This is a genomic window from Microcystis sp. MC19 (genome assembly GCF_003019735.1).
GTDB lineage: Bacteria > Cyanobacteriota > Cyanobacteriia > Cyanobacteriales > Microcystaceae > Microcystis.
This window is the reverse complement of the sequence record NZ_CP020664.1, coordinates 2,622,781-2,644,167: the sequence shown is the minus strand read 5'-3', so window position 1 is coordinate 2,644,167 and position 21,387 is coordinate 2,622,781. Positions and strand designations below refer to the sequence as shown.

At 39.5% G+C, this 21,387-nt stretch carries 20 protein-coding genes; 6 read left to right on the top strand and 14 right to left on the bottom strand.

Features of this window, described 5'->3' with window-relative positions; all coding sequences use genetic code 11:
- Positions 1-48: 48 nt before the first annotated feature.
- The 5 genes from B5D77_RS13375 to lepA form a co-directional block, all read right to left on the bottom strand.
- The gene (locus B5D77_RS13375; protein ID WP_039900492.1) at positions 49-369 is read right to left on the bottom strand and encodes a DUF4164 family protein; all 321 of its coding nucleotides are present in this window, start codon (positions 367-369) and stop codon (positions 49-51) included.
- A gap of 72 nt (positions 370-441) precedes the next feature.
- Positions 442-2,256, bottom strand: a complete 1,815-nt coding sequence (locus tag B5D77_RS13370; protein ID WP_106908997.1) for an ABC transporter ATP-binding protein — start codon at positions 2,254-2,256, stop codon at positions 442-444.
- Positions 2,257-2,500: 244 nt separating this feature from the next.
- Entirely contained in the window at positions 2,501-3,184 is a 684-nt protein-coding gene (locus tag B5D77_RS13365) for a hypothetical protein (protein WP_106908996.1), read from the bottom strand.
- 3 nt (positions 3,185-3,187) lie between these two features.
- Positions 3,188-4,369 carry an AAA family ATPase gene (locus tag B5D77_RS13360; protein ID WP_106908995.1) on the bottom strand — a complete coding sequence of 394 codons (1,182 nt, stop codon included), beginning with the start codon at positions 4,367-4,369 and terminating at the stop codon, positions 3,188-3,190.
- Between the two features lie 59 nt (positions 4,370-4,428).
- Positions 4,429-6,240, bottom strand: coding sequence for a translation elongation factor 4 (lepA, locus tag B5D77_RS13355; protein ID WP_002762209.1), 1,812 nt, complete (start codon positions 6,238-6,240; stop codon positions 4,429-4,431).
- A gap of 333 nt (positions 6,241-6,573) precedes the next feature.
- On the opposite strand from lepA, the gene B5D77_RS13350 reads away from it, so the two are divergent.
- The 4 genes from B5D77_RS13350 to B5D77_RS13335 all read left to right on the top strand — a co-directional run bounded on the left by B5D77_RS13350 (position 6,574) and on the right by B5D77_RS13335 (position 12,133).
- Positions 6,574-6,804, top strand: coding sequence for a type II toxin-antitoxin system CcdA family antitoxin (locus B5D77_RS13350; RefSeq protein WP_008205545.1), 231 nt, complete (start codon positions 6,574-6,576; stop codon positions 6,802-6,804).
- A gap of 1,241 nt (positions 6,805-8,045) precedes the next feature.
- Positions 8,046-9,647: a radical SAM protein gene (locus B5D77_RS13345; protein ID WP_008205537.1), complete on the top strand. Its 1,602-nt coding sequence runs from the start codon at positions 8,046-8,048 to the stop codon at positions 9,645-9,647.
- 193 nt (positions 9,648-9,840) lie between these two features.
- Positions 9,841-11,241, top strand: a complete 1,401-nt coding sequence (locus B5D77_RS13340; RefSeq protein ID WP_008205535.1) for an ABC transporter substrate-binding protein — start codon at positions 9,841-9,843, stop codon at positions 11,239-11,241.
- A gap of 166 nt (positions 11,242-11,407) precedes the next feature.
- Complete coding sequence (locus tag B5D77_RS13335) at positions 11,408-12,133, top strand: WecB/TagA/CpsF family glycosyltransferase (RefSeq protein WP_008205533.1); 726 nt, start codon at positions 11,408-11,410, stop codon at positions 12,131-12,133.
- Positions 12,134-12,142: 9 nt separating this feature from the next.
- Here the strand turns inward: B5D77_RS13335 and ureG are convergent, their stop codons facing one another.
- The 4 genes from ureG to psbP form a co-directional block, all read right to left on the bottom strand.
- Positions 12,143-12,736 (bottom strand): urease accessory protein UreG, encoded by a 594-nt coding sequence (gene ureG, locus B5D77_RS13330; RefSeq protein ID WP_106910003.1) that lies wholly within the window; start codon positions 12,734-12,736, stop codon positions 12,143-12,145.
- A 175-nt stretch (positions 12,737-12,911) separates the two neighbouring features.
- Positions 12,912-13,499, bottom strand: coding sequence for a nucleoside triphosphate pyrophosphatase (locus tag B5D77_RS13325; RefSeq protein WP_106908994.1), 588 nt, complete (start codon positions 13,497-13,499; stop codon positions 12,912-12,914).
- A gap of 147 nt (positions 13,500-13,646) precedes the next feature.
- The gene (locus B5D77_RS13320) at positions 13,647-14,057 is read right to left on the bottom strand and encodes a hypothetical protein (RefSeq protein WP_008205527.1); all 411 of its coding nucleotides are present in this window, start codon (positions 14,055-14,057) and stop codon (positions 13,647-13,649) included.
- Between the two features lie 370 nt (positions 14,058-14,427).
- Positions 14,428-14,976 (bottom strand): photosystem II reaction center PsbP, encoded by a 549-nt coding sequence (gene psbP, locus B5D77_RS13315; protein WP_008205525.1) that lies wholly within the window; start codon positions 14,974-14,976, stop codon positions 14,428-14,430.
- Between the two features lie 62 nt (positions 14,977-15,038).
- Here psbP and B5D77_RS13310 point away from each other — a divergent pair, with 62 nt between their 5' ends.
- Entirely contained in the window at positions 15,039-15,821 is a 783-nt protein-coding gene (locus B5D77_RS13310) for a tetratricopeptide repeat protein (protein ID WP_008205523.1), read from the top strand.
- 74 nt (positions 15,822-15,895) lie between these two features.
- Here the strand turns inward: B5D77_RS13310 and psb34 are convergent, their stop codons facing one another.
- Entirely contained in the window at positions 15,896-16,075 is a 180-nt protein-coding gene (gene psb34, locus B5D77_RS13305) for a photosystem II assembly protein Psb34 (RefSeq protein ID WP_002740432.1), read from the bottom strand.
- A gap of 396 nt (positions 16,076-16,471) precedes the next feature.
- Between psb34 and B5D77_RS13300 the strand changes: the two genes are divergently transcribed.
- The gene (locus tag B5D77_RS13300; RefSeq protein ID WP_106908993.1) at positions 16,472-17,062 is read left to right on the top strand and encodes a ScaI family restriction endonuclease; all 591 of its coding nucleotides are present in this window, start codon (positions 16,472-16,474) and stop codon (positions 17,060-17,062) included.
- Here B5D77_RS13300 and B5D77_RS13295 read toward each other — a convergent pair.
- The 4 genes from B5D77_RS13295 to B5D77_RS13280 all read right to left on the bottom strand — a co-directional run bounded on the left by B5D77_RS13295 (position 17,059) and on the right by B5D77_RS13280 (position 21,372).
- A complete protein-coding gene (locus B5D77_RS13295) occupies positions 17,059-18,108 on the bottom strand; it encodes a site-specific DNA-methyltransferase (protein WP_012265570.1) in 1,050 nt (349 codons plus the stop codon). The genes B5D77_RS13300 and B5D77_RS13295 overlap by 4 nt on opposite strands.
- Positions 18,109-18,343: 235 nt before the next feature.
- The gene (trpS, locus tag B5D77_RS13290; RefSeq protein WP_106908992.1) at positions 18,344-19,354 is read right to left on the bottom strand and encodes a tryptophan--tRNA ligase; all 1,011 of its coding nucleotides are present in this window, start codon (positions 19,352-19,354) and stop codon (positions 18,344-18,346) included.
- Between the two features lie 61 nt (positions 19,355-19,415).
- Positions 19,416-20,729 carry a dolichyl-phosphate-mannose--protein mannosyltransferase gene (locus B5D77_RS13285; protein WP_106908991.1) on the bottom strand — a complete coding sequence of 438 codons (1,314 nt, stop codon included), beginning with the start codon at positions 20,727-20,729 and terminating at the stop codon, positions 19,416-19,418.
- 16 nt (positions 20,730-20,745) lie between these two features.
- Positions 20,746-21,372 (bottom strand): Uma2 family endonuclease, encoded by a 627-nt coding sequence (locus B5D77_RS13280; protein ID WP_008205518.1) that lies wholly within the window; start codon positions 21,370-21,372, stop codon positions 20,746-20,748.
- Between the last annotated feature and the right edge of the window lie 15 nt (positions 21,373-21,387).

Below are 21,387 nucleotides of genomic sequence, written 5' to 3'. Positions count from 1 at the left end.
AACCCATGCCGATCAGGATAAGGGGGGGTGAGGTTGCTACTATTAATTCTAGGGATTACCCGAAAAAAATACTTTCCAACCAGCTGTAGCGATCGCACTTGCCAAAAGAATAATTAATGTCCAAACCTGATTTTTTTGGGTTCCTTCCACTGATTGTAAGCGATTATCGATTCCCTCAACCTTTTCGGTTAACTTTGCCTGTCCTACCTCTAGCTTATTTAACCGTTCGTCGATTTTGTCAAATTTTTGGTCAACATCTTTTTGGAAGGTGTCAAATTTTTGGTTAACATCTTTTTGGAAGCTGTCAATTTTCCCCTCAATCCTAGTCAAAACAGCTTCTAGGGAATAGGTAACGGTTTCGTTAGACATGGTGAGCAACTCCCATTAGATCATATTTTCTCGGTTCCCGATCGACAGTCATCGATCGGGACTATTTTAAGACTAAACCAGTTCACCGCTTTCTTGTAAAGAGTGGAGACGTTGATAGATTCCCTGCTGATTTAATAATTGATCATGGCTACCGATCTCGACAATACGACCATTATCCAAGACGACAATTTGATCCGCTTCTCGAACGGTACTGAGACGGTGGGCGATAATAATCGTGGTGCGAGTGCCTAAAATGGATTTCATGGCTAGTTGAATGGCTCTTTCTGACTCATAATCTAAGCTAGAAGTAGCCTCATCAAAAACTAACACATCCGGATCGACAATTAAGGCCCTAGCAATTCCTAAACGCTGTCTTTGTCCCCCCGAAAGACGCACGCCCCTTTCCCCTACAATAGTGGAATAACCATTAGGTAATTCATGAATAAATTCATCGACGCGGGCAATTTTACAGGCTTCTGCTACCTTCTCGAAGCTAATATTAGGATTACCGTAGGTGAGATTTTCTAATACCGTACCATTAAACACATCTACTTCTTGATGGACAATCGCTAACCGTCGCCGATACCAAGTGACATCTAAGCGACGAATATCCTCGCCATCCATCATAATTTGCCCTTGATTCGGTTCAAAATAGCGGAAAAGTAACTTAACTAAAGTGGATTTTCCTGAACCCGATCTTCCTACTAATGCCACGGTTTGATAGGGTTCAATCAGCAGATTAATATCCTTGAGAATAGTTCTTTCTGGACTATAGCCAAAGTTAAGATTTCTTAATTCTAATTTCCCCGTAAAATGATAGGGATTATCTTGAGCATGATCGGCTAAAAGACTACCTGCATCAGTGCCACTGGGTAAGTTGATAAATTCCTGTAAACGGGCCATAGAAGCATAGCGACGAGCGAAAGTTTCTGCCATTTGGGATAGGGGATCTAATTCCGCATAGGCCATACTAGCTAGGGTATAGGTGGTGATAAAATGCCCGATCGAGATTTTCTGTTGAACGGTGGCTAGAAGAGTAAAGAAAAATACTCCAAATAAACTAGCTTGTACAAGGGTTTTTTCCCAAGTAATTAAGTCCACATAACCCTTATGAATGCGATGGATAACGTAGGTAAATTCTCTCTCTAAACGCTGTTTTTGACGATATAACTCCTGTCCTTCCGTGGCAAAAGCTTTGACAGTTTTGATATTAGTAATAATCTCAGAATTGCGACTTTGAGTATTTTCGATGTGCCGATCAAGAGTTCTTTCTTTTTGCATTAAATCTTTTAAATCTCTGACAATAAAAACTAGAATTAATACAAAAGAAATGACAAAAGCGAGGGCGATTTGCCATTGAATTACCCAAATAACAATAAAGATACCAAAAACTCTAAACAATTTTGGGATCATCATTCCCGCCACTTCGGGATAAGTCCAAGTATAACTTTCTATCCCTTTGGCAATCCGGTTAGCGATGCGTCCTGGATTATTTTCATCGTAAAAAGATAGGGGTAAGGTGAGAATTTTGGCAATAATTTTTCTGAGATGATCTCGTCGCGCTCTTAAGGATATTTCCCAGTGAAACCATACACTCAGCCAAGGCTGAATTGGTGCTTTAATTACTGTGGTTAGGAAAATTAAGCCTAATAATACCGCCAAACTAACCCACTTTTCTGAGGCAAAGGGAGTTAAAATCATGGTGCGATCAACTAAAGATTGCACGAATCCATCTAAAGGTTGATCGGAAAGAACATTAAGAATCTGTCCGACAGCGTAGGGAACCATCAGATCGATAATTTCAAAGACACTGGAGGCAGCAATGCTCAAAAAGGCGGCTTTTTGATAATTGCGATAGTAACTGAGAATATCGCGTAAGGAAGCCATAACATCAAGTAAATTGCCAATTTTTAACTTCTATCTGGTAACTGATAACTGAAGAGACTAAAGGCACTTTTGGGATTGTTTTTCTGGAGTTACCATTATACTACAATACTACAAAAATCTGCCGACCTAGAAATTTATAGGACAAAAGCCTTGTCATAGTCTTGTATTCTCAATCAGCTATTAGTCAGGAGACGATGCCAGATCAGCTTATATTTCATCCTCGTCAGAAGCACCAGAGATCAATTTATCTAAAATTTTGACGAATATTATCACAAAAATTAATAAATTTCTGAAAGGTTTTTAAGTGTTCGGTTTTATCGATACGCTTTTTTAATTGATTAAGATAGTATTGTTCTTGAGCTTCCCCAGGGAATTTTTTAGAATAAGACAAACCTTTAGCTTTAAAAATAGACTTTAGATAAGCAAAATGAAAATCGGCATGATTTCTGCAATTAAATCTACCCATTAGTTCGGGATCATTTTCGTAAACATCATAGTGTTGAACATAATCAGCTAAAAGTCCCTGTAAAGGTTGTTTAGGATTAAATATTGTGCGATTGCCTAATAGCCATGTTTCAAAACAGCGATTTTGAATAATGATCACGATTTCAAGTTGTGCGGGGATAGTAATATGTTTGGTGATAAAGTCATTAACATATTGTTCTCTTTCTTCGACAGTATCCTCATCAGCATCGAGACAGATGACTAGATAGTTATATTTGGATACTTCTTGAATTTTATCGATGGCGTTAGGAATTCCCTCATCAAGTATCGAGGGGTAGCCATTACCACTAATCAGAAAGTAATTGTTGTGATTGACTTGATCGTAAAAATCAACTCGCTTAAATTCGGGAATAAGATAAGTTAACCAGGCAGTATAAAGCTTTTTTTCGGTACTTCTTCCTTCAACTAAAAAATAAATATTCATCGATTAACTAATTCCTTGGGGAAATTCTTCTAAGACATTGATAAGATCAATAAAGGCTTTTTGTCGAGTTTTAGAAATATGAAAATCAGCCGCATTGTGTACCTGAATTACTCCTCCTTTACGAGTGACTATTTTCCAATAGGCAGGACTGATATTATTAATTATATAGGGATGATGACTGGTAATAATAAACTGTAAATCTCGATAATTAACTAATAAATCTTCTGTTAAAGTGTCCAAACAGTTAACCCCCAAACTATTTTCAAATTCATCGATTAATATAACGCTGCCATCAGGAGATAATTCGATCGTTGCTAAGAACATCAGGCTTTTTATCATTCCAGAGGAGATATTTGGGTCTAAAATCCAGACATGAGAGTTTTTTTCTTTTATTTGTATGTGAGGTGGCTCTTCAAATAAAACTATTGGAGTTGATGAAACAAACAGATCACCTAGTTTGGATGGTTCTAAAAATTCTATTTTTAAATCTTCAACTTGAGGGAAAATATCTAAAAACTTTCTCTTTATTATCTCGAACGTATCGGGATATTTTTCATAAGTGATCAGTAGTTTGTCGGAAATAGGAAGTTGACTCGATTGTAATTCAGAGAGAGAGTTATATTCGGTATATTCGTCGTTTCTAAAGATTTTATCAAATGTTGAATAATATGAGGTATTAAACTTAAGTGGATTGAAAATCATTTTGTTAAATTCCTGTCGAACAGGGAAAACATCTTCTTCTTGATTGAAAAGCTCTATACAGCTTAAATAAGATGGTAGTTTTGGTGTCTTTGAATGTTTAAACTCAATTACCTCTTGATTTCTTGCGATCAAAACATCTTGATCTTTTAAAAGAGTTTCCCTAATTATACTAACCTTATTTTCGCCGTCATTAACATTGACTTCATCTTCTTCAATCTTGATGAGAGAACGCGCTTTTTTTACCTCAAATTCACCCAACCAATGATAACGAACATTATCATTGGTTAAAAGTTCCACATCCCATTTCACCCCATTTATGGATGCACCGTTAGCGATTCTTTTTAAATTACTAATAGCCTTTAAAATCGAGGTTTTTCCTGCACCTGAGATACCAACTAATAAATTCAAATCTGGAAAAAATTTGCAAGAATCTATACTTAATCCAGAGGATAAATCTTGATAGGATAATTTCAAAAGTTTCATAATAATTTCTTTCCCTCTGCCAAAACTAAAAAGGGTGAGGATTGACTCACCCCAAGATTTTACTGAGGATCGAGTTTTAGGACTGCCATAAATGCCTCTTGCGGGACATCAACAGTTCCGATCGCTTTCATCCGTTTCTTCCCTTTTGCTTGCTTGTCTAACAGCTTTTTCTTGCGGCTAATATCGCCACCATAACACTTAGCTAAGACATCCTTTCTTAAAGCGGGAATATGTTCACTAGCGATAATTTTAGAACCAATAGCGGCCTGAATGGGAACCTTAAATTGATGCCGGGGAATCAATTCTTTTAACTTTTCAGTTAAAGCACGACCAACATAATAAGCTTTATCCCGGTGAACGATCATCGCTAAAGCATCAACGGGATCACCATTGACCATAATATCTAATTTAACTAGCTCATTTTCCCGATAGCCAATTAATTGATATTCCATACTAGCGTAACCGCGCGATCGAGATTTTAATTGATCAAAAAAGTCCGTCACCACTTCTGCTAAAGGTAACTCATAAATCAAAGCGGTGCGGGTTTTAGTAAAATAACGCATATCCTTGAAAACTCCCCGACGACTTTGACATAATTCCATCAAAGCGCCTACATAGGTTTCCGGAGTAATCATTTCCACTTGGATATAAGGTTCCTCAATTTTTTCCCGTTTTTGTGGGGAAGGTAACAAACTGGGATTATCCACTTCGACAATTTCGCCATCGGTGGTAGTGACCTGATAAACTACCGAGGGAGCAGTGGTAATTAAATCTAAGTTATATTCCCTTTCTAGTCTTTCCTGCACAATTTCCATGTGTAGCAGTCCCAAGAAACCGCAACGGAAACCAAAACCCATGGCGCTAGAAGTTTCCGGTTCGTAGGATAGGGCTGCATCGTTTAATTTTAACTTTTCCAGGGCATCTTTGAGATCGGCATACTGATCAGCATCCGTGGGGAATAATCCGCAGAAAACCATCGGTTTTGCTTCTGTATAACCGGGTAAAGGCTCTTGTGCCGGTTTAGCGGTTAGAGTAATCGTATCACCCACCCGGGCATCAGCGACGGTTTTAATCGCGGCTGCCAGATAACCCACTTCTCCCGCGTGAAGTTCATTTACCTGTACCTGTTGCGGTGATAAAATTCCCAATTCATCGATCACAAATTCTTTACCAGAAGCCATAAAACGAATTTTATCGCCCTTTTTCACCCGACCATCCATGACGCGGAAATAGACAATTACCCCTCGATAAGCGTCGTAATAACTATCAAAAATTAAAGCTCGGAAGGGTTCTTCGAGGGTATCTTGGGGAGGGGGAACTAATTGGACGATCGACTCTAGAATATCATTAATACCGATCCCAGCCTTAGCCGAGGCCCGAATCGCCTCACTACAGTCTAAACCCACCACTTCCTCGATTTCCGCAGCGACCCGTTCTGGTTCGGCACTGGGTAGGTCGATTTTATTTAAAACTGGGATAATTTCGAGGTTATTTTCCAGTGCTAGGTAAACATTGGCTAAAGTTTGCGCTTCTACGCCTTGGGACGCATCCACAACTAATAAAGCTCCCTCGCACGCCGCTAAAGACCGAGAAACCTCGTAGGAAAAATCCACATGGCCGGGGGTGTCAATCAGATTGAGAACGTATTTTTGACCATCCTTAGCGGTATAATCCATGCGTGCCGCTTGTAACTTGATGGTGATACCTCGTTCCCGTTCCAAGTCCATATTATCAAGAAATTGTTCTTTCATCTCCCGTTGGGCTACGGTTCCCGTAATTTGCAGGAGGCGATCGGCGAGAGTTGATTTACCATGATCGATATGAGCGATGATGGAAAAATTGCGAATGCGAGAAACGGGAACGTCAGTCATCGTGGTTCACTGCTGGCAAAAGTCAGGGGTTTATAAAATTTTAGATTCCTTCACTCATTGTAAAGGTAAAGTCTCTAAGGCTGGAGCAAAAGTGAAAAGTAAAAGGTAAAAAAAGCTAAACTGCAAGTATAGTCAGGGTTTTGGCCTTGGCTTTCCCTCTCGGCATCCACAGGAAACTATGGTAGGCTTGATTATGGTGACAAAATCAGGGAAAGGGCAATGGCTCAGGAAAAGCTCTATGATTTGTCCAAATCCCATTACTATAGATAAACTCTTGGATAAGAATCCTCGACTGACGGGTAGAATGATAGATAGCAATCCTTGATAGAGCTTATGAACGACAATGCTACACCGACTCAGCGCACGGCGGAGAAAGTTGAAATCGCTATTCACATTGACTCGGAAGTGTTGGAACAGATTAAACACCTGACTAACGATCCTAGTCGCATTATCGAAACGGCGATTAAACAGTGGCTAAGAGGAGAGAGGGAACCAGATAAGGACTTAACCCGCCATCTTCTCCGCAATCCTCCCGTCCCACCCAAAGGGGAATGGAATGACTAAGATTTTTCAGTCTCTAATAGGTTATTTACCGACGAAGAGACTGAAATATTTTCTTAGGTCAACCATTGATGGTCATTGAGATTTTTTCCCCAACTAAGCTAGTCAATAGTAGTATTGGCTGTAACGACAACGCAACGGTTTAATCTATTGAAAACAATGGGTTCATCGTCTTCATTGGAGTACTGGCGAGATGGAATTAGTGCCGGAATTAGTCGATTAAGTGGGAACAGCACTCGCTTATGCCCGATCATACTTTCTCCATTATTTCACGTTTTGGTCGGGGAAATTCTGAGTATTTGTACTCAGTTAGTCCCTTTCCTTGTTTGTAACTTTTTATGTTACAAACTGAAGTGCAGAATGTGGGATATAACTGTCTATTGAGATATTTTCCCCTCCTTCACCTCCGGATTTAAATTAAACTTATATATGACCAAAAACAAGAGGTAACAAGCTTCCCCTGGCAAGGGGATGAAAATTAAAATCTTTCTGATTTCAAGCTACCGACGACCTGTGGTAGTCACTGACAACTGATAAATGACTAAGATTTTTCAGTCTCTAATAGGTTATTTACCGACGAAGAGACTGAAATATTTTCTTAGGTCAACCATTGATGGTCATTGAGATTTTTTCCCCAACTAAGCTAGTCAATAGTAGTATTGGCTGTAACGACAACGCAACGGTTGGCTCTTCTAGGTTCTGTGTGATAAGTTTAATTGACATAGGATCGATCGATCTTTGTGTCCTTTGTGTCTTTGTGGTTCGTTCCACCCCCTCGCTCTTGAGAAATGTATCTTAGAATACATTTTACCCACCAAAGCTGGGAGAGCCAACGGTTTAATCTATTGAAAACAATGGGTTCATCGTCTTCATTGGAGTACTGGCGAGATGGAATTAGTGCCAGAATTAGTCGATTAAGTGGGAACAGCACTCGCTTATGCCCGATCATACTTTCTCCATTATTTCACGTTTTGGTCGGGGAAATTCTGAGTATTTGTACTCAGTTAGTCCCTTTCCTTGTTTGTAACTTTTTATGTTACAAACTGAAGTGCAGAATGTGGGATATAACTGTCTATTGAGATATTTTCCCCTCCTTCACCTCCGGATTTAAATTAAACTTATATATGACCAAAAACAAGAGGTAACAAGCTTCCCCTGGCAAGGGGATGAAAATTAAAATCTTTCTGATTTCAAGCTACCGACGACCTGCGGTAGTCACTGACAACTGATAATTGATAACTGAAATGACCATCTTACAAGACGAAAAACTACTCTTTACTTCCGCAATCCCCCACAGTGATGCCATTAGAACCATTTTTGCTTTTCCTAATCAGTATTCCGTGGGTATAACCAGTTTAGGTTATCAAATTGTCTGGGCAACTTTAGCCCTGCGATCAGATATACAAGTTAGTCGTTTATTTACGGATTTTCAAGAATCTTTACCCCGTTATCCCGAATTAGTCGGCTTTTCCTTTTCTTGGGAATTGGACTATGTTAATATCCTCTCGCTGTTAGAATCTTTAGAAATTCCTTGCCACAGTCATCAACGGCAAGATCGAGAAGCGATAATTTTTGGTGGTGGGCCAGTTTTAACCGCTAATCCCGAACCTTTTGCCGCTTTTTTTGATGTAATTTTATTGGGAGATGGTGAAAATTTAATTGCCGATTTGATTAATGCGTATCAAGAGGTTAGAAATGCTGATCGCTCGACAAAACTCCGTCATTTAGCCCAGGTTCCGGGGGTATATGTTCCTAGTTTATATACCGTTAATTATGATAGTCCCGAAGGTGAAATTACAGCAATTCTACCCATAGATAATAATGTTCCTGCCTTTGTTAGTAAACAAACCTATCGCAGTAACACTCTTTCTGCTTCTACGGTGGTAACAAAACAAGCCGCATGGGAGAATATTTATATGGTAGAGGTGGTGCGAAGTTGTCCAGAAATGTGCCGTTTTTGTTTAGCTAGTTATCTAACTTTACCCTTTCGTACCGCTAGTTTAGAATCTTTAATCCCTGCCATTGAAAAAGGTTTAAAAGTGACCGATCGCTTGGGTTTATTAGGTGCTTCCGTCAGCCAACATCCTGAATTTGAAACCTTACTCGATTATCTTTTTCAAGCAAAATTTGAGGGAGTTAGACTCTCGATCGCTTCGGTTAGAACTAATACTGTCACAGAAAAATTAGCCAGAATTTTATCCCTAAGAGACAGCAAATCAATTACTATTGCCGTAGAAAGTGGTTCCGATCGCCTGCGGGAAATTATCAACAAAAAGTTAGCCAATGATGAAATTATCCAAGCTGCTATTAATGCCAAAGCGGGCGGTTTAAAAGGGATAAAACTCTATGGTATGGTGGGAATACCGGGAGAAGAAGCCGAAGATATCGCAGCGACTGTGGAAATGTTAATAGCCTTAAAAAAAGCCGCCTCTGGACTGCGAATCTCTTTCGGTTGCAGCACCTTTGTGCCTAAATCCCACACTCCTTTTCAGTGGTTTGGAGTTAATAAAATGGCTGAAAAAAGATTAAAATATCTAGAGAAACAATTAGGTAAACAGGGCATAGAATTTCGTCCAGAAAGTTATAATTGGTCGGTGATTCAAGCCCTATTATCTAGAGGTGATCGCCGCTTAACTTCCCTATTAGAATTAACCCGTGGCTACGGTGATTCTTTGGGCAGTTATAAACGGGCTTTTAAGGAACTAAAAGGACAAATTCCCCCTCTAGATTATTACGTCCATCAGCAATGGCGTTTAGAACAGGTTTTACCCTGGAGTCATTTACACGGTCCTTTATCCTCCAATGTTTTGGTAAAACATTTGGAAGATTCCCAAACAAAAAGGTAAAGTATCCCTAATAAACTAAGACGCATTTAAACAATGTCTTGACTATCAGACCCGCAATGAGGTATTCTATCAAGGTAGAGCGGATATTGGTGACATTCAGACTTGGATTAGCCCTATGAAAAACAAAAAAATGTTACTTTTATTAACTATAAATCTCGATTAAACCATTAATTTAATCTTAGTTGATCAGCCCATGAGCCAGAAAAATGAGACCGTTCCCCTGCTTTTAGCCCTGCTGATTACCCTACTATTTTTTGGGGCAGGTAGTTGGTGGTTATACAATCGTTTTCAAGAAAGATATAACCCAACCAATCTTCCTGAACTGGGGCAAAAACCGGTATCGCCACAAGCAAGATTTAGTCAAGGGGAAAACTTATTAATAGTTGAAGGGGCTTCTTTTGACAAACAAGCCGCCATACAGGCACTCGGAAAAGGAGACTTTCAGCAAGCAGTTTCCCTCCTAGAAAAATCCCTGCAAACTAATCAAAATGATCCGGAAGCTCTCATCTACTTAAATAACGCCCGTATTGGTCAAGCTAAGTCCTATACTATCGCCGTTTCCGTGCCAATTGGGGGCAGTGTCAACACCTCCCTAGAAATTTTACGAGGAGTTGCCCAATCTCAAAATCAAATCAATCAAGCCGGGGGAATTAATGGCACTCCTTTAAAAGTTCTCATTGCTGATGATGCTTATAATCCCGAAATTGCCGCTCAAATTGCCCAAAAATTAGCGGCTGACAACAGTATTTTAGGAGTAGTAGGACACACTAGCAGTGACACCTCTTTAGCGGCGGCTGCTATCTATCAAAAAGCAGGATTAGTAATGATTTCCCCCGTCAGTACCTCAGTTAAACTCTCCAATTTTGGTGACTATATTTTTCGTTCTGTTCCCAGTGATTTTGTGGCGGCACGGGCATTAGCCGAATCTAGCTTGCAAAAAAATCCTAACGTCAAGGCAGTGGTATTTTTTAACTCCCAAAGTAATTATAGTCAATCCCTAAAATCTGAATTTACCACCGCTTTAGGATTAGGAGGAGGTCAAGTGGTGAGTGAATTTGATCTATCTTCCCTGACTTTTTCCCCGTCTAAAAGCCTCCAACAAGCTCAACAGGAGGGAGCAAATCTAATCGCCCTTCTTGGGGATAGTGGTACCCTAGATAAGGCTTTGCAGGTGGTTCAAATCAACGGTCGAAAATTACCGATTGTGGCGGGTGATGACGTTTATAGCCCGAAAACTCTGGATGTAGGCGGAAAAAATGCCCTGGGCATGGTTGTGGCTGTCGCTTGGCATTTGGGGGCTAATCCGAATAGTCCTTTTGTGAATAATTCCCGCCAATTGTGGCAAGGAGACGTAAATTGGCGCACTGCCACCGCCTATGACGCTACCCAGGCTTTAATCGCTGGCATTAAGGCAGAATCTAGCCGCGAGGGAGTTCAACGGGCGTTAAGAAGCAGTGATTTTTCTGTGCCCGGGGCGACTAATCCCGTGCGATTTTTACCGTCTGGCGATCGCAATCAATCCGTGCAATTAGTGGTAGTTGAACCCGGTTCTCGTTCTAGTTTTGGGATGGATTTTGTGCCAATTTCTCGATAAAATGACAACTAAATCAAGATGAATTATAAGTAAGTATTTATAATTAAATTGAAGATAGATTTTACCTCTGATCCCCCCTTAATCCCCCCTTAATAAGGGGGGTGCTGATCCCCCCTGCCCCCCTTAATAAGGGGGGTGTCTGACAACTTTTAGCACCTACCTACTTATGTTAGAAACTCCCCCCAAATATTCTGTTCTTGGTTTACCGGTTCATCTCCTCGATAACTACAGTCGTTGGTTAATCGATCGCCTCTATCAAGGTTTTGGTTCCCACGTTGTCACTCTTAATGCAGAAATGGCAATGTTAGGGGAAAATGATGCTAAAGTAGCCCAAGTTATTCGGGAAGCAGATTTAGTTATTCCCGACGGCGCGGGGATTGTTATTTACTTAAAATTAAGGGGCAAAAAACAAACCCGCTGCCCCGGTATCGAATTATCAGAATCCTTAATTACTGAGTTAGGAATGCAGGGAGAGAGTTTTCCTATTGCTTTTTTTGGTGGTAAACCGGGGATTACAGAACAAGCGGCAAGTAATTGGCAGAAAAAGATACCTAATATCCGCATTCTGGCTAACCACGGTTATCTATCCTCCGAGGAAATGTCCGATTGGATCGAGGTGTTAAAAGATCAACAACCGCGGTTAATTTTAGTTGGTTTGGGAGTACCCCGACAAGAATATTGGATTAGGGAACATCGAAAGATCTGTCCCCAAGCTATCTGGGTAGGTGTGGGGGGTAGTTTTGATATCTGGTCCGGGACAAAAATCCGCGCCCCTCGCTTTTTCTGTGACAATAATTTAGAGTGGTTGTATCGACTCTATCAGGAACCTTGGCGCTGGAAAAGAATGTTAGCTTTACCTAAATTTTTCTGGCGCTCTCTTTTTTATTCCTAGTAATAGTTATTATAAATTCTTTTCGATAAAGGCAATCACTCGCTCTAATCCTTCCCGTGTTTTCAAGTTGGTGAAGATAAAGGGTTTATCCCCGCGCATCTTTTTGGCATCTCTATCCATCACCCCTAAATCTGCCCCCACCATCGGGGCTAAATCTATTTTATTGATTACCAATAGATCCGATTTGGTGATACCCGGTCCCCCCTTGCGAGGAATTTTATCTCCGGCTGCCACGTCAATCACATAGATGGTTAAATCTACTAATTCGGGGCTAAAGGTTGCCGCTAAATTGTCACCACCACTTTCCAGAAAAATTAGCTTTAAGTTAGCAAATTTTCTCTCTAACTGTTCAATGGCAACTAAGTTAATTGAGGCATCCTCGCGAATAGCTGTATGGGGACATCCTCCCGTTTCTACTCCTAAAATTCTTTCCGAGGCTAAAGCTTGTGATCGCACTAAAAATTGGGCATCTTCTTGAGTATAAATGTCATTGGTGACTACGGCGATCGGATATTGATCCCGCAAATTTTTACACAGAGCATCGAGCAGGGCTGTTTTTCCTGAACCCACTGGACCGGCAATTCCCACGCGCAAGCAAGACATAGTTTTTTCGGGAAAAAGTGAAAAGGAAAGGGTTAAAAATTTTGGAGCTATCCGATAGAAAAAAGAGGGGTTCGCAGGGCTACACGGATTCCCATTATAATAAAAGGTTAACACAAATCTGAGAATTTGTCAAGCCCTTTTGTCAATAAATTTGGGGAAATTATCAGCCAAAATATCACCAAAAGTCAGTGATTTGGTAGCCAAAATCCGTTAACATCTGCCTAAATAGGGGTAAACTTAAACCGATAACATTGCTGTGACATCCCTCTAATCTTTCCACGAATAGACCCCCCTTTCCTTCTAGGGCAAAACAGCCGGCACATTTGAGGGGTTCTTCGGTGTCAACGTAGGCAATAATTGTTTCATCGCTGATATTGGCAAAGTGAACTTTAGTGATCCCACAACGAGTCAAAGTTTGATGATTAACTCGATCGATTAAAGCATGACCTGTATAGAGTGTACCCACCTGACCGCGCATTTTTTGCCAACGCTCGATCGCTTCTGATTTATCCTTGGGTTTGCCATAGACTTCCCCCGCTACTTCTAAGACGGAATCGCAACCAAGAATCAATCCTGTATCAAATTTAGGGGCGATCGTTTGCGCTTTACATTGGGCTAAAGTTTGGACAAGATGGAGAGTATCATCAGCATTAATTGTCGATTCATCAAAGTTACTCACTCGCACAATTGGATCGATTCCTACCATTTGTAATAGTTTTTTACGCGCAGGAGAAGCGGAAGCAAGAATCAAGGGAATGGACATAGTTTTTTCAGTAAAAAGAGATAGGAGATAGAAGACAGGAGATAGTTAGGTAGGGTGGGTTAGGCAATGACAAATTATTAGACTTAATTATCAATTTATCTATTTGCCGTAACCCACCATCAGTTATCAGGTTTTTAGCTATTTCTGCTAGGAATTGGCAGGATTTTCGGGGGGAAAATAACGCTCTAAAATCTCAACCATGCGGGATTCTCTTTCTTCATTGTTAAATCGATTGTAAAAATCTGACTGAACCTCATAAAAATCTGACCTCGATCGAGTTAATTGTCCTAGCAGTTGATCAAGTCCCTGTCTGTCTTTTTCCCATTCTTTTTTAGACTGAGCAAGACTATTAGTTAACGCTTCGATCAATTTGACGTTAGAATTAGCGATCGCTCTAGTTTCTTTTAATCCCTGATTGGTTTCCTGTCGTCCTAATTTAATCTCCTGTAATCCTAATCTAATCTCCTGTAATCCTGATTTAATCTCCCGTAGTTCTGTTAGGGTATTTTCAGCAAGAGATTCGAGTCTATCTAGTCTATTTTCTTCCGAGTTACTCATATTCAGTTATCAGTTATCAGTTATCAGTTATCAGTTATCAGTTACCAGTTATCAGTTATCAGTAATCAGTTATCAGTAATCAGTTATCAGTTACCAGTTATCAGTTACCAGTTATCAGTTACCAGTTATCAGTTATCAGTTACCACTTCCCCACTGATTACTGACTCAGTAAGTAATCTCAATTAATTGTTAGATAATTGTTAGATAGTGGGACAGGCTTCTGGTTCTTTGTCTGTTATCTTTAATTGTAAACCGGCTACCTAGTTGATGATAGGTGGTGCGTTACGACGGATTGTTACCTTTAAGTCAAAACAGGAATTTTTGCCGTCTAACGCACCCTACGTTTTACTATTGCCTGTTGCCAGTTTCCCTAACTAACCGAGAAAGAATCAACGATAGTTTCAAAGAGTTCTTGAATTTGCGTCCAACGTTTTTGGGAAGTGGAAAGATTAAAAGAATAGAGTTTATTATTATTAACCGTGACGCTGGCCAGATTATGACGTTCTTGGCCGTTGGCTAATTTAACTTGATATTCGAGGATATAATAATCTTGGCCGTCGATTTGATGAGATTCTGAGCGAATTAATTCTACTTCCTTATCAAGATTGGGGTTAAGACTGTTATTTTTTAGGAGACGATAGCCAACTTCCGAGGGTGTCCCTAAATCTGTTAAGGTTTTATTGTCGGGGACGGGGTTGATAATAACGCTTAAATTTTCACTCGTTTCGATCAGATCATGAAAAACCACATCTACTCCTGCAACTTTTTTCACATCCACCTGCGTCCAACCCTTAGGATATAAAAATTGATAGCCTTGGCTGCCACTGGTGTATCCTTGCAGTCCAGCGATGGGAGTTGCACAAGCGGTGAAGAGGAGGGTGGTGATTAGGAGGAAAGTCGCCAAAAGAGATTTAATCATGATATTTTGACCTGTAAGTAGGGCTGTTTAATTTTACCTTGAATTGTTTAGGTGAACGGATTATGAAAATTAAGAAAAAATTGACAATTATTATAGCTATAGCGACTTTTTTACTGACTATCTCTCCCCTAAGCTCTCAAACTACCGCTAACCCCGTCAAGGCTGTAGAATTTTATAATCGGGGGGTGGATCGTTTAAGCGCAGGGGATTACTCAGGGGCGATCGCAGATTTTACTCAAGCTCTACAATTAGAACCGAAGGATGCCGATGCTTACTATAATCGCGGCTATGCGGAATTAGTTCTCGGCCAGTACGAGCGAGCGATCGCAGATTATACCCAGACCTTGACAATCAACCCCAATTATGTTAATGCTCTCGGTAATCGTTGTTATGCCTATTATCTGACGAAAAAATACGAGGCAGCGGTGGAAGATTGCACAAAAGCGATTACTTTAAACGGAAATTTTGCTGATTTCTTTATTTATCGCGGTAATGCCAAGGATGACTTGGGAAGACACGCAGAAGCGATCGAGGATTACACAAAAGCTTTGAGTTTACAGGGAACCAGAGGACAGGATCGCATTTTCTATAATCGCGCTCTAGCCTATAACCGAGCCGGACAGCAGGAAATGGCTTTAAGGGACTATGATGAGAGTCTGAAAATCAATGCTAATTTTGCCGAAGCGTACCACAATCGGGGTTTAACCCATTATAAATTGGGAAACAGGGAAAAAGCGATCGCTGATTTAGAGGCGGCAGCTCGTCTAGCGTTATCTCAGGGTAAACAGGGGACTGCGGCTAAGTCTCAATCAGCAGTGGCATTAATTCAGGCTCAAAAGCCCTAAAACAGGGAGTAGTTGTGATTTTAGCACTAAAGAGGAGTAAAAAGGGCTAAATCGCAACTACGAGGGACTAAATTTTAGCCAGCTTGGGATGCGTAAAAAGCGACGGCTAACAGTCCACCCACAAGTGTGATCGCAGCAACACCCCAGAAAATATAATTACGTTGTTGCGATTTAGTCGGGGGATCCGCTTGATAAACTTTCGGTTCGGCGGCGAAATTATTTAAGCGTCCACCTTCTTCGTTTGTATAAGGCATAATCAAAACCTCAAATATGACAATTTTTCAGGAAAAAAATCCTCTTATTACAATAGTACAACATATTAGTAACCGAGTCGGGGATGTGGGAAATTCCCACGGGGATAACAATTCTTAGTCTTGGGGTAACTGCCGGACTCTGCTACTTTTATTTGCGATCGCAATTTCAATGATTGAAACTGCGAAAACAAGTTAAAAAAGGCTAATCATACTAAATCCGTTTTTAATACTATGATTAACTCCCAAGTTATGGATTGTTTTTCCCTGCTCCCTGATCCAGCGTTCCCCACTCTCCTATACCTTTTAAACAGAATTTAGTATTAGGTGTTGGGATAGGGGGAGGTGGTTGCGTTAATATTAGTTACTGTATCTAATAACGCCGGAAAAAAACTATAGATGAATTCTCCCTATGCAGATGTCTCTCCTAGTAATTGGTTATCTATCACCCAACGACTTGTGGAAAGACATCCCCTATCTACCGATGCAATTGTTGATGTTGTTTTAACATCTTGGCAATCAATTTTTAATTCTCAGTTAGGTACAAAAGGTTTTAGAATTGGTAGGGATATCTTCCCTAAACCTCAAATTATGGGTTTTCTACTTCATGAATTAATTCCTTTAGAACTAAAAGCAAAATATCCCGATTTCTGGAGAGGAGATATCAGTATATCTGATAAAGATATTGTCTATATACCTGATGACTTTTTTTCAATTGAAGTCAAAACCTCCTCTGATCCTAGACATATATATGGCAATAGAAGCTATGCTCAAAATTCTAATAACACCAAAAAAGGTAAGTCTGGATACTATTTAGCAGTTAACTTTGAGAAGTTTTCTAATACTACTAATCCTCAGATTAAACTAATTGGTTTCGGTTGGATTGATTCTGGGGATTGGATTGGGCAAAAGGCAGCTACAGGTCAACAATCGCGTCTTTCCTCTGACGTAGAAAATTATAAATTGCTCCAATTGTATCGAAAAATCTAGAATAACGAGCCTTGAATATAAGTATTGCTTCTTTCTTTTTTAAATCTTTTAAATCTCTCTGCAGCTATCTCGCAATAGTCTGGTCGAATTTCAAAACCCACAAAAATTCTTCCTAATCCCAAGGCCGCTATTCCTGTAGAACAAGAACCAGCAAAGGGATCAAGAATTATTTCTACCGGATTAGATGAAGCTTGTATAATTCTCTCGACAATTGCTAAAGGAAATTGTGCGGGATGTCCGGTTCTTTCCTTAGAACTGCGCTTTTCTCCTGTAGTGACTTTAGGAACTTCCCACACATCAGAAGGATTTTTACCGAGGGGATTACAACGATATTTACCATTTTTCTTTTGATTGGGATACTTAACGTTAGGGTCACGAATATTATCTAAGTTAAAAGTATATTCTTGGCAATTTTTGAGATAAAAAAGCCATTTTTCATTGCGAGGACTAAGACGATTTTTTGTAGAAACACCAGCCCCATATTTCCAGACAATTTCTTGTAAAAGATAAAAGGGAGACTTATCCCAAAGAAGATAGGGAATCGGAACACATAATCCCTTTTCTGGTACTTCTAAATAACCAACATTTAGCCACAAAGCGCCGTTATCTTGAGTAATCTGATAAATTTGCCGCAGCCAATTAGCACACCAATCAACATAGTCATTGATTGAAAGAACTCGTTCATATTCTTTGCCAATATTATAAGGTGGTGATGTAACAGTGAGGTCAATTTTTATGTCACTATGAGATAGTTTAGACAAAAAGTCTGTGGCATCTCCTTGATAAAGAATAAAGCCGTTGTCCGAGTAAAAAGGTTGACCAAGATGACTAACCAGAATTTCTTTAAGAAAATTAAATTTGTTGGCTCTATCTTTTTCTAACTCTGGAGAAAATGGCTGTAGTAAGGAGGAAGGAGCAATCTGAGTTGATTGATGATCAACAATTCCCTCTGCTAGATAAGAGTTTTGTTCCTTGCTGGCAATTGGACGAGACTCATCTTCCCTAGACGATAGTTTTTTTTGTTTCCGCTGGGACTCTACAACCATAATCTCAAAGGACAGGTAAGTATTTTGATAGTTTTAATTATGCCCTTATTTTACCAAAATATCACTGGAGTTGTGCTTAATTTAATAACTTTTGTAATCATTCTCCTTCCCTTACCCTGGATGGGGGGGTAAAACCCCACCAAGAGTTAAAGATTGACTGATAAAGCAGCGAGTTTTCCTTGAAAAATCTCAACTGAGTAGATTGATAATTAGGGTATGCACCCGAAAATTATCCCTAAAATGGTGGTAAATAACCCATGGCATTTTTGACTCGATCGAGAGTTTGATTGGCCACCGCTTCTGCTTTGAGACGACCTTGCCGCAAAACCGTGGCTAAATAATCTTTATCCTCTCTAATTTGAGCGTATTTTTCCTGAATAGGTTTCAGAGATTCTATGGTAACTTCTGTTAACATCGGTTTAAATTGTCCCCAACCTAAATCGGCACATTCTGATGCGACCACCTCTTGACTTTTTGCCGATAAAATGCTATAGAGAGTTAATAAATTATGGCATTCGGGACGCTCCGGATCATCGAAAGTTAAACCCTTAACTAGATCGGTTTTACAGCGTTTAATTTTCTTGGCAATGACATCGGGACTATCGAGAATATTAATCCGACTCATCTCGGAAGGATCGGATTTAGACATTTTATTCCGGCCATCGGTTAAACTCATCACCCGCGCTCCTTCCTTGCGGATCATCGGATCAGGAAGTTTTAAAATTGGTTGTTTCGGTTGTCCAAAAAGATGATTAATTCTAACGGCTATATCGCGGGTTAATTCTAAATGTTGTTTTTGATCTTCTCCCACGGGTACTTTATCGGCATCGTAGAGTAAGATATCGGCGGCCATTAGCACGGGATAATCGAGTAAACCTGTGCCAACATTTTCCCCCTGTTTAATCGCTTTTTCTTTAAATTGAATCATATCGGTTAACCAATTTAAAGGGGTGATACAATTCAATAACCAAGTTAATTCTGTATGAGCTTTAACGTGGGATTGGACAAAGATAGTCGCATATTCTAAATCAATTCCGCAGGCTAAATATAGAGCGGCAATTGCTAAAGTATCCTCCGCAAGAGTGGCGGGATTATGGGGAACGGTGATCGCGTGTAAATCGACCACACAAAAGAAATTATCGTAGTCTTTTTGTCCCTCCACCCAATTGCGGATCGCACCGAGATAATTGCCTAAATGTAAATTGCCAGTTGGTTGCACACCAGATAAGATTCTTTGTTTACCCATAACTCCTGCGATCGCTTTTTATCATGATTTTATTGTATCAGTTTTTGCGGCTAATTTCATCCTAAATCCAATTGGGAAAAATCATTCTCAGATAATAATCCCGCACTGACAGGGGAATGCCTAAATAAATTGGTAGCCAATGGATAAAAGCAAAAATTATCAAAATTATCAGCGAGCGCGAGCCATTTTTATAAATAGGACTGGAACTTTCTAACCCATCGGCTAAGAGCCAAGCTAGAGCAATCAAAGTGAAGCTATAGGCAGCCATATAATGATAGAGAAAGGTACAGCGACTAATTTTTAACCAGGGCAGCAGATTGGCAATATAGTTACAGATAAGATAGGCGGAAATTACCCGCTCTTTTCGGTTAAATAATCGACTAAAAACCACTAGAATCGCTCCCGTAGAAAACCACCACAAAAACGGATTTCCCATAGCGTGAACATCATAAATTTTATCACCTAATCTCTCAAAATAATAAGCCACTGGTCGCCCCATTACTAACCAACTATACCAGGGAGAACAATAGGGATGAACATCAGATTGATTACCTTTTATTCTCTGATGAAATGACCAAATTTCCTGATGTACTTGCCAAAAATTATATTGATGGTTGACGAGAAGATGCGGTATCCACAGGAAACTATAGGTAACTAGGGGAAAGACAATTAAAGCGATAAAAATGTCCTCTAATCTCAGGTTAGTTGCCTTTGTCCAAAGATGATCTTTTGACTGCTCTTGATTCAATAATTTTATTAACCAAGCAATACCGATAAAAATAAATATTCCCAGTAAAAATCCTAAGCCATTCCATTTAATATTTGCCGCTAAACCGAAAGAAACTCCTGATAATAATAGCCAATTGAGTTTCTGATTTTTCTGGAGTGCTAATAAAAAAAATAATTGTCCAGACAAACCGAATAAAATTAAGTAAATATTGTTGAGAGCATAGCGGGATTCCACCAGAAATAATCCTTCTAAACTAGCGAGGAAAGTTGTGATTAAAAATACAGTTTTTCTCTGGGTTAATTGATAAGCAATTCCCCCAATAATTAGGGGAATAAAAGAACCAGTCAAAGCATTTAACCAGCGATAACTAAAAGTTGAGCGCAGGGAACCTGTTAAATTATTAATGGTTTCAGGATCGGCAGGAAAATGGGAACCAATCCAGATACTAATAGCAATTAAATATTGACTTAACGGTGGATGAGACTGGAAAAATTCTTTACCGATTAGATATTCATTGCCGTATTTAGCATAATAAACTTCATCGAAAACAAGTGTATTAAATTGACTGAGATTCCAAAATCTTATCGCCAGAGAAAATAAAAATATCCCTAGGATAGATAGGTTAAATTTTACTTGAGAATTCATGGAAAAATAATAGTTATTATAACTGGGAATTTTCTGTTAAACGCAAGCGAAATTCTTTGACAGCCAAACGGGGATTAGGATGGTTGACGTATTCGGCTAATAATTCTAAATTTAAATCTGGTAATAAAGCACTTTTAGGGATTAAAATATATTCGCCATTCTCTTGCAAAGAATAGATTTTTAACTGATTATCTTGCCAAAACCAAACCTCTTGAGTTCCCAATCTTTTATAAACTTCTAAAACTTTCAGGCTGCCACTGGTTAAGATTATTTCGATCGCCAAATCAGGAAACTCTTTTTCTGTAAATAAACAAAAACATTTGTCAGGTTCTTTTCCCGCTTCTTTTTCCTGTTTTCGCAAAGTGGTGGAACCTAATCCCCAGAAATCAATTTCAGCATATTCTAAATAAGCTTCTACTAATCTACCAATATCTTCTTTGCTAACTTCGTGACGACGACTAGGAGCCATAATTTCTACCATTCCATCTAAGTAAGTAATGCGATAACTGGAACTATCTTCTAAATGTTTTAAGAGGGTTTCGTACTGTTGCCAATTAACCCCAGAAATTAACATTCTTTGTTCAGGATCATTAGCTTTTAACTCGAAATCTTCTAATCCTTGTAACCGAATCGTAGTCATCATACAATTAATTACCTC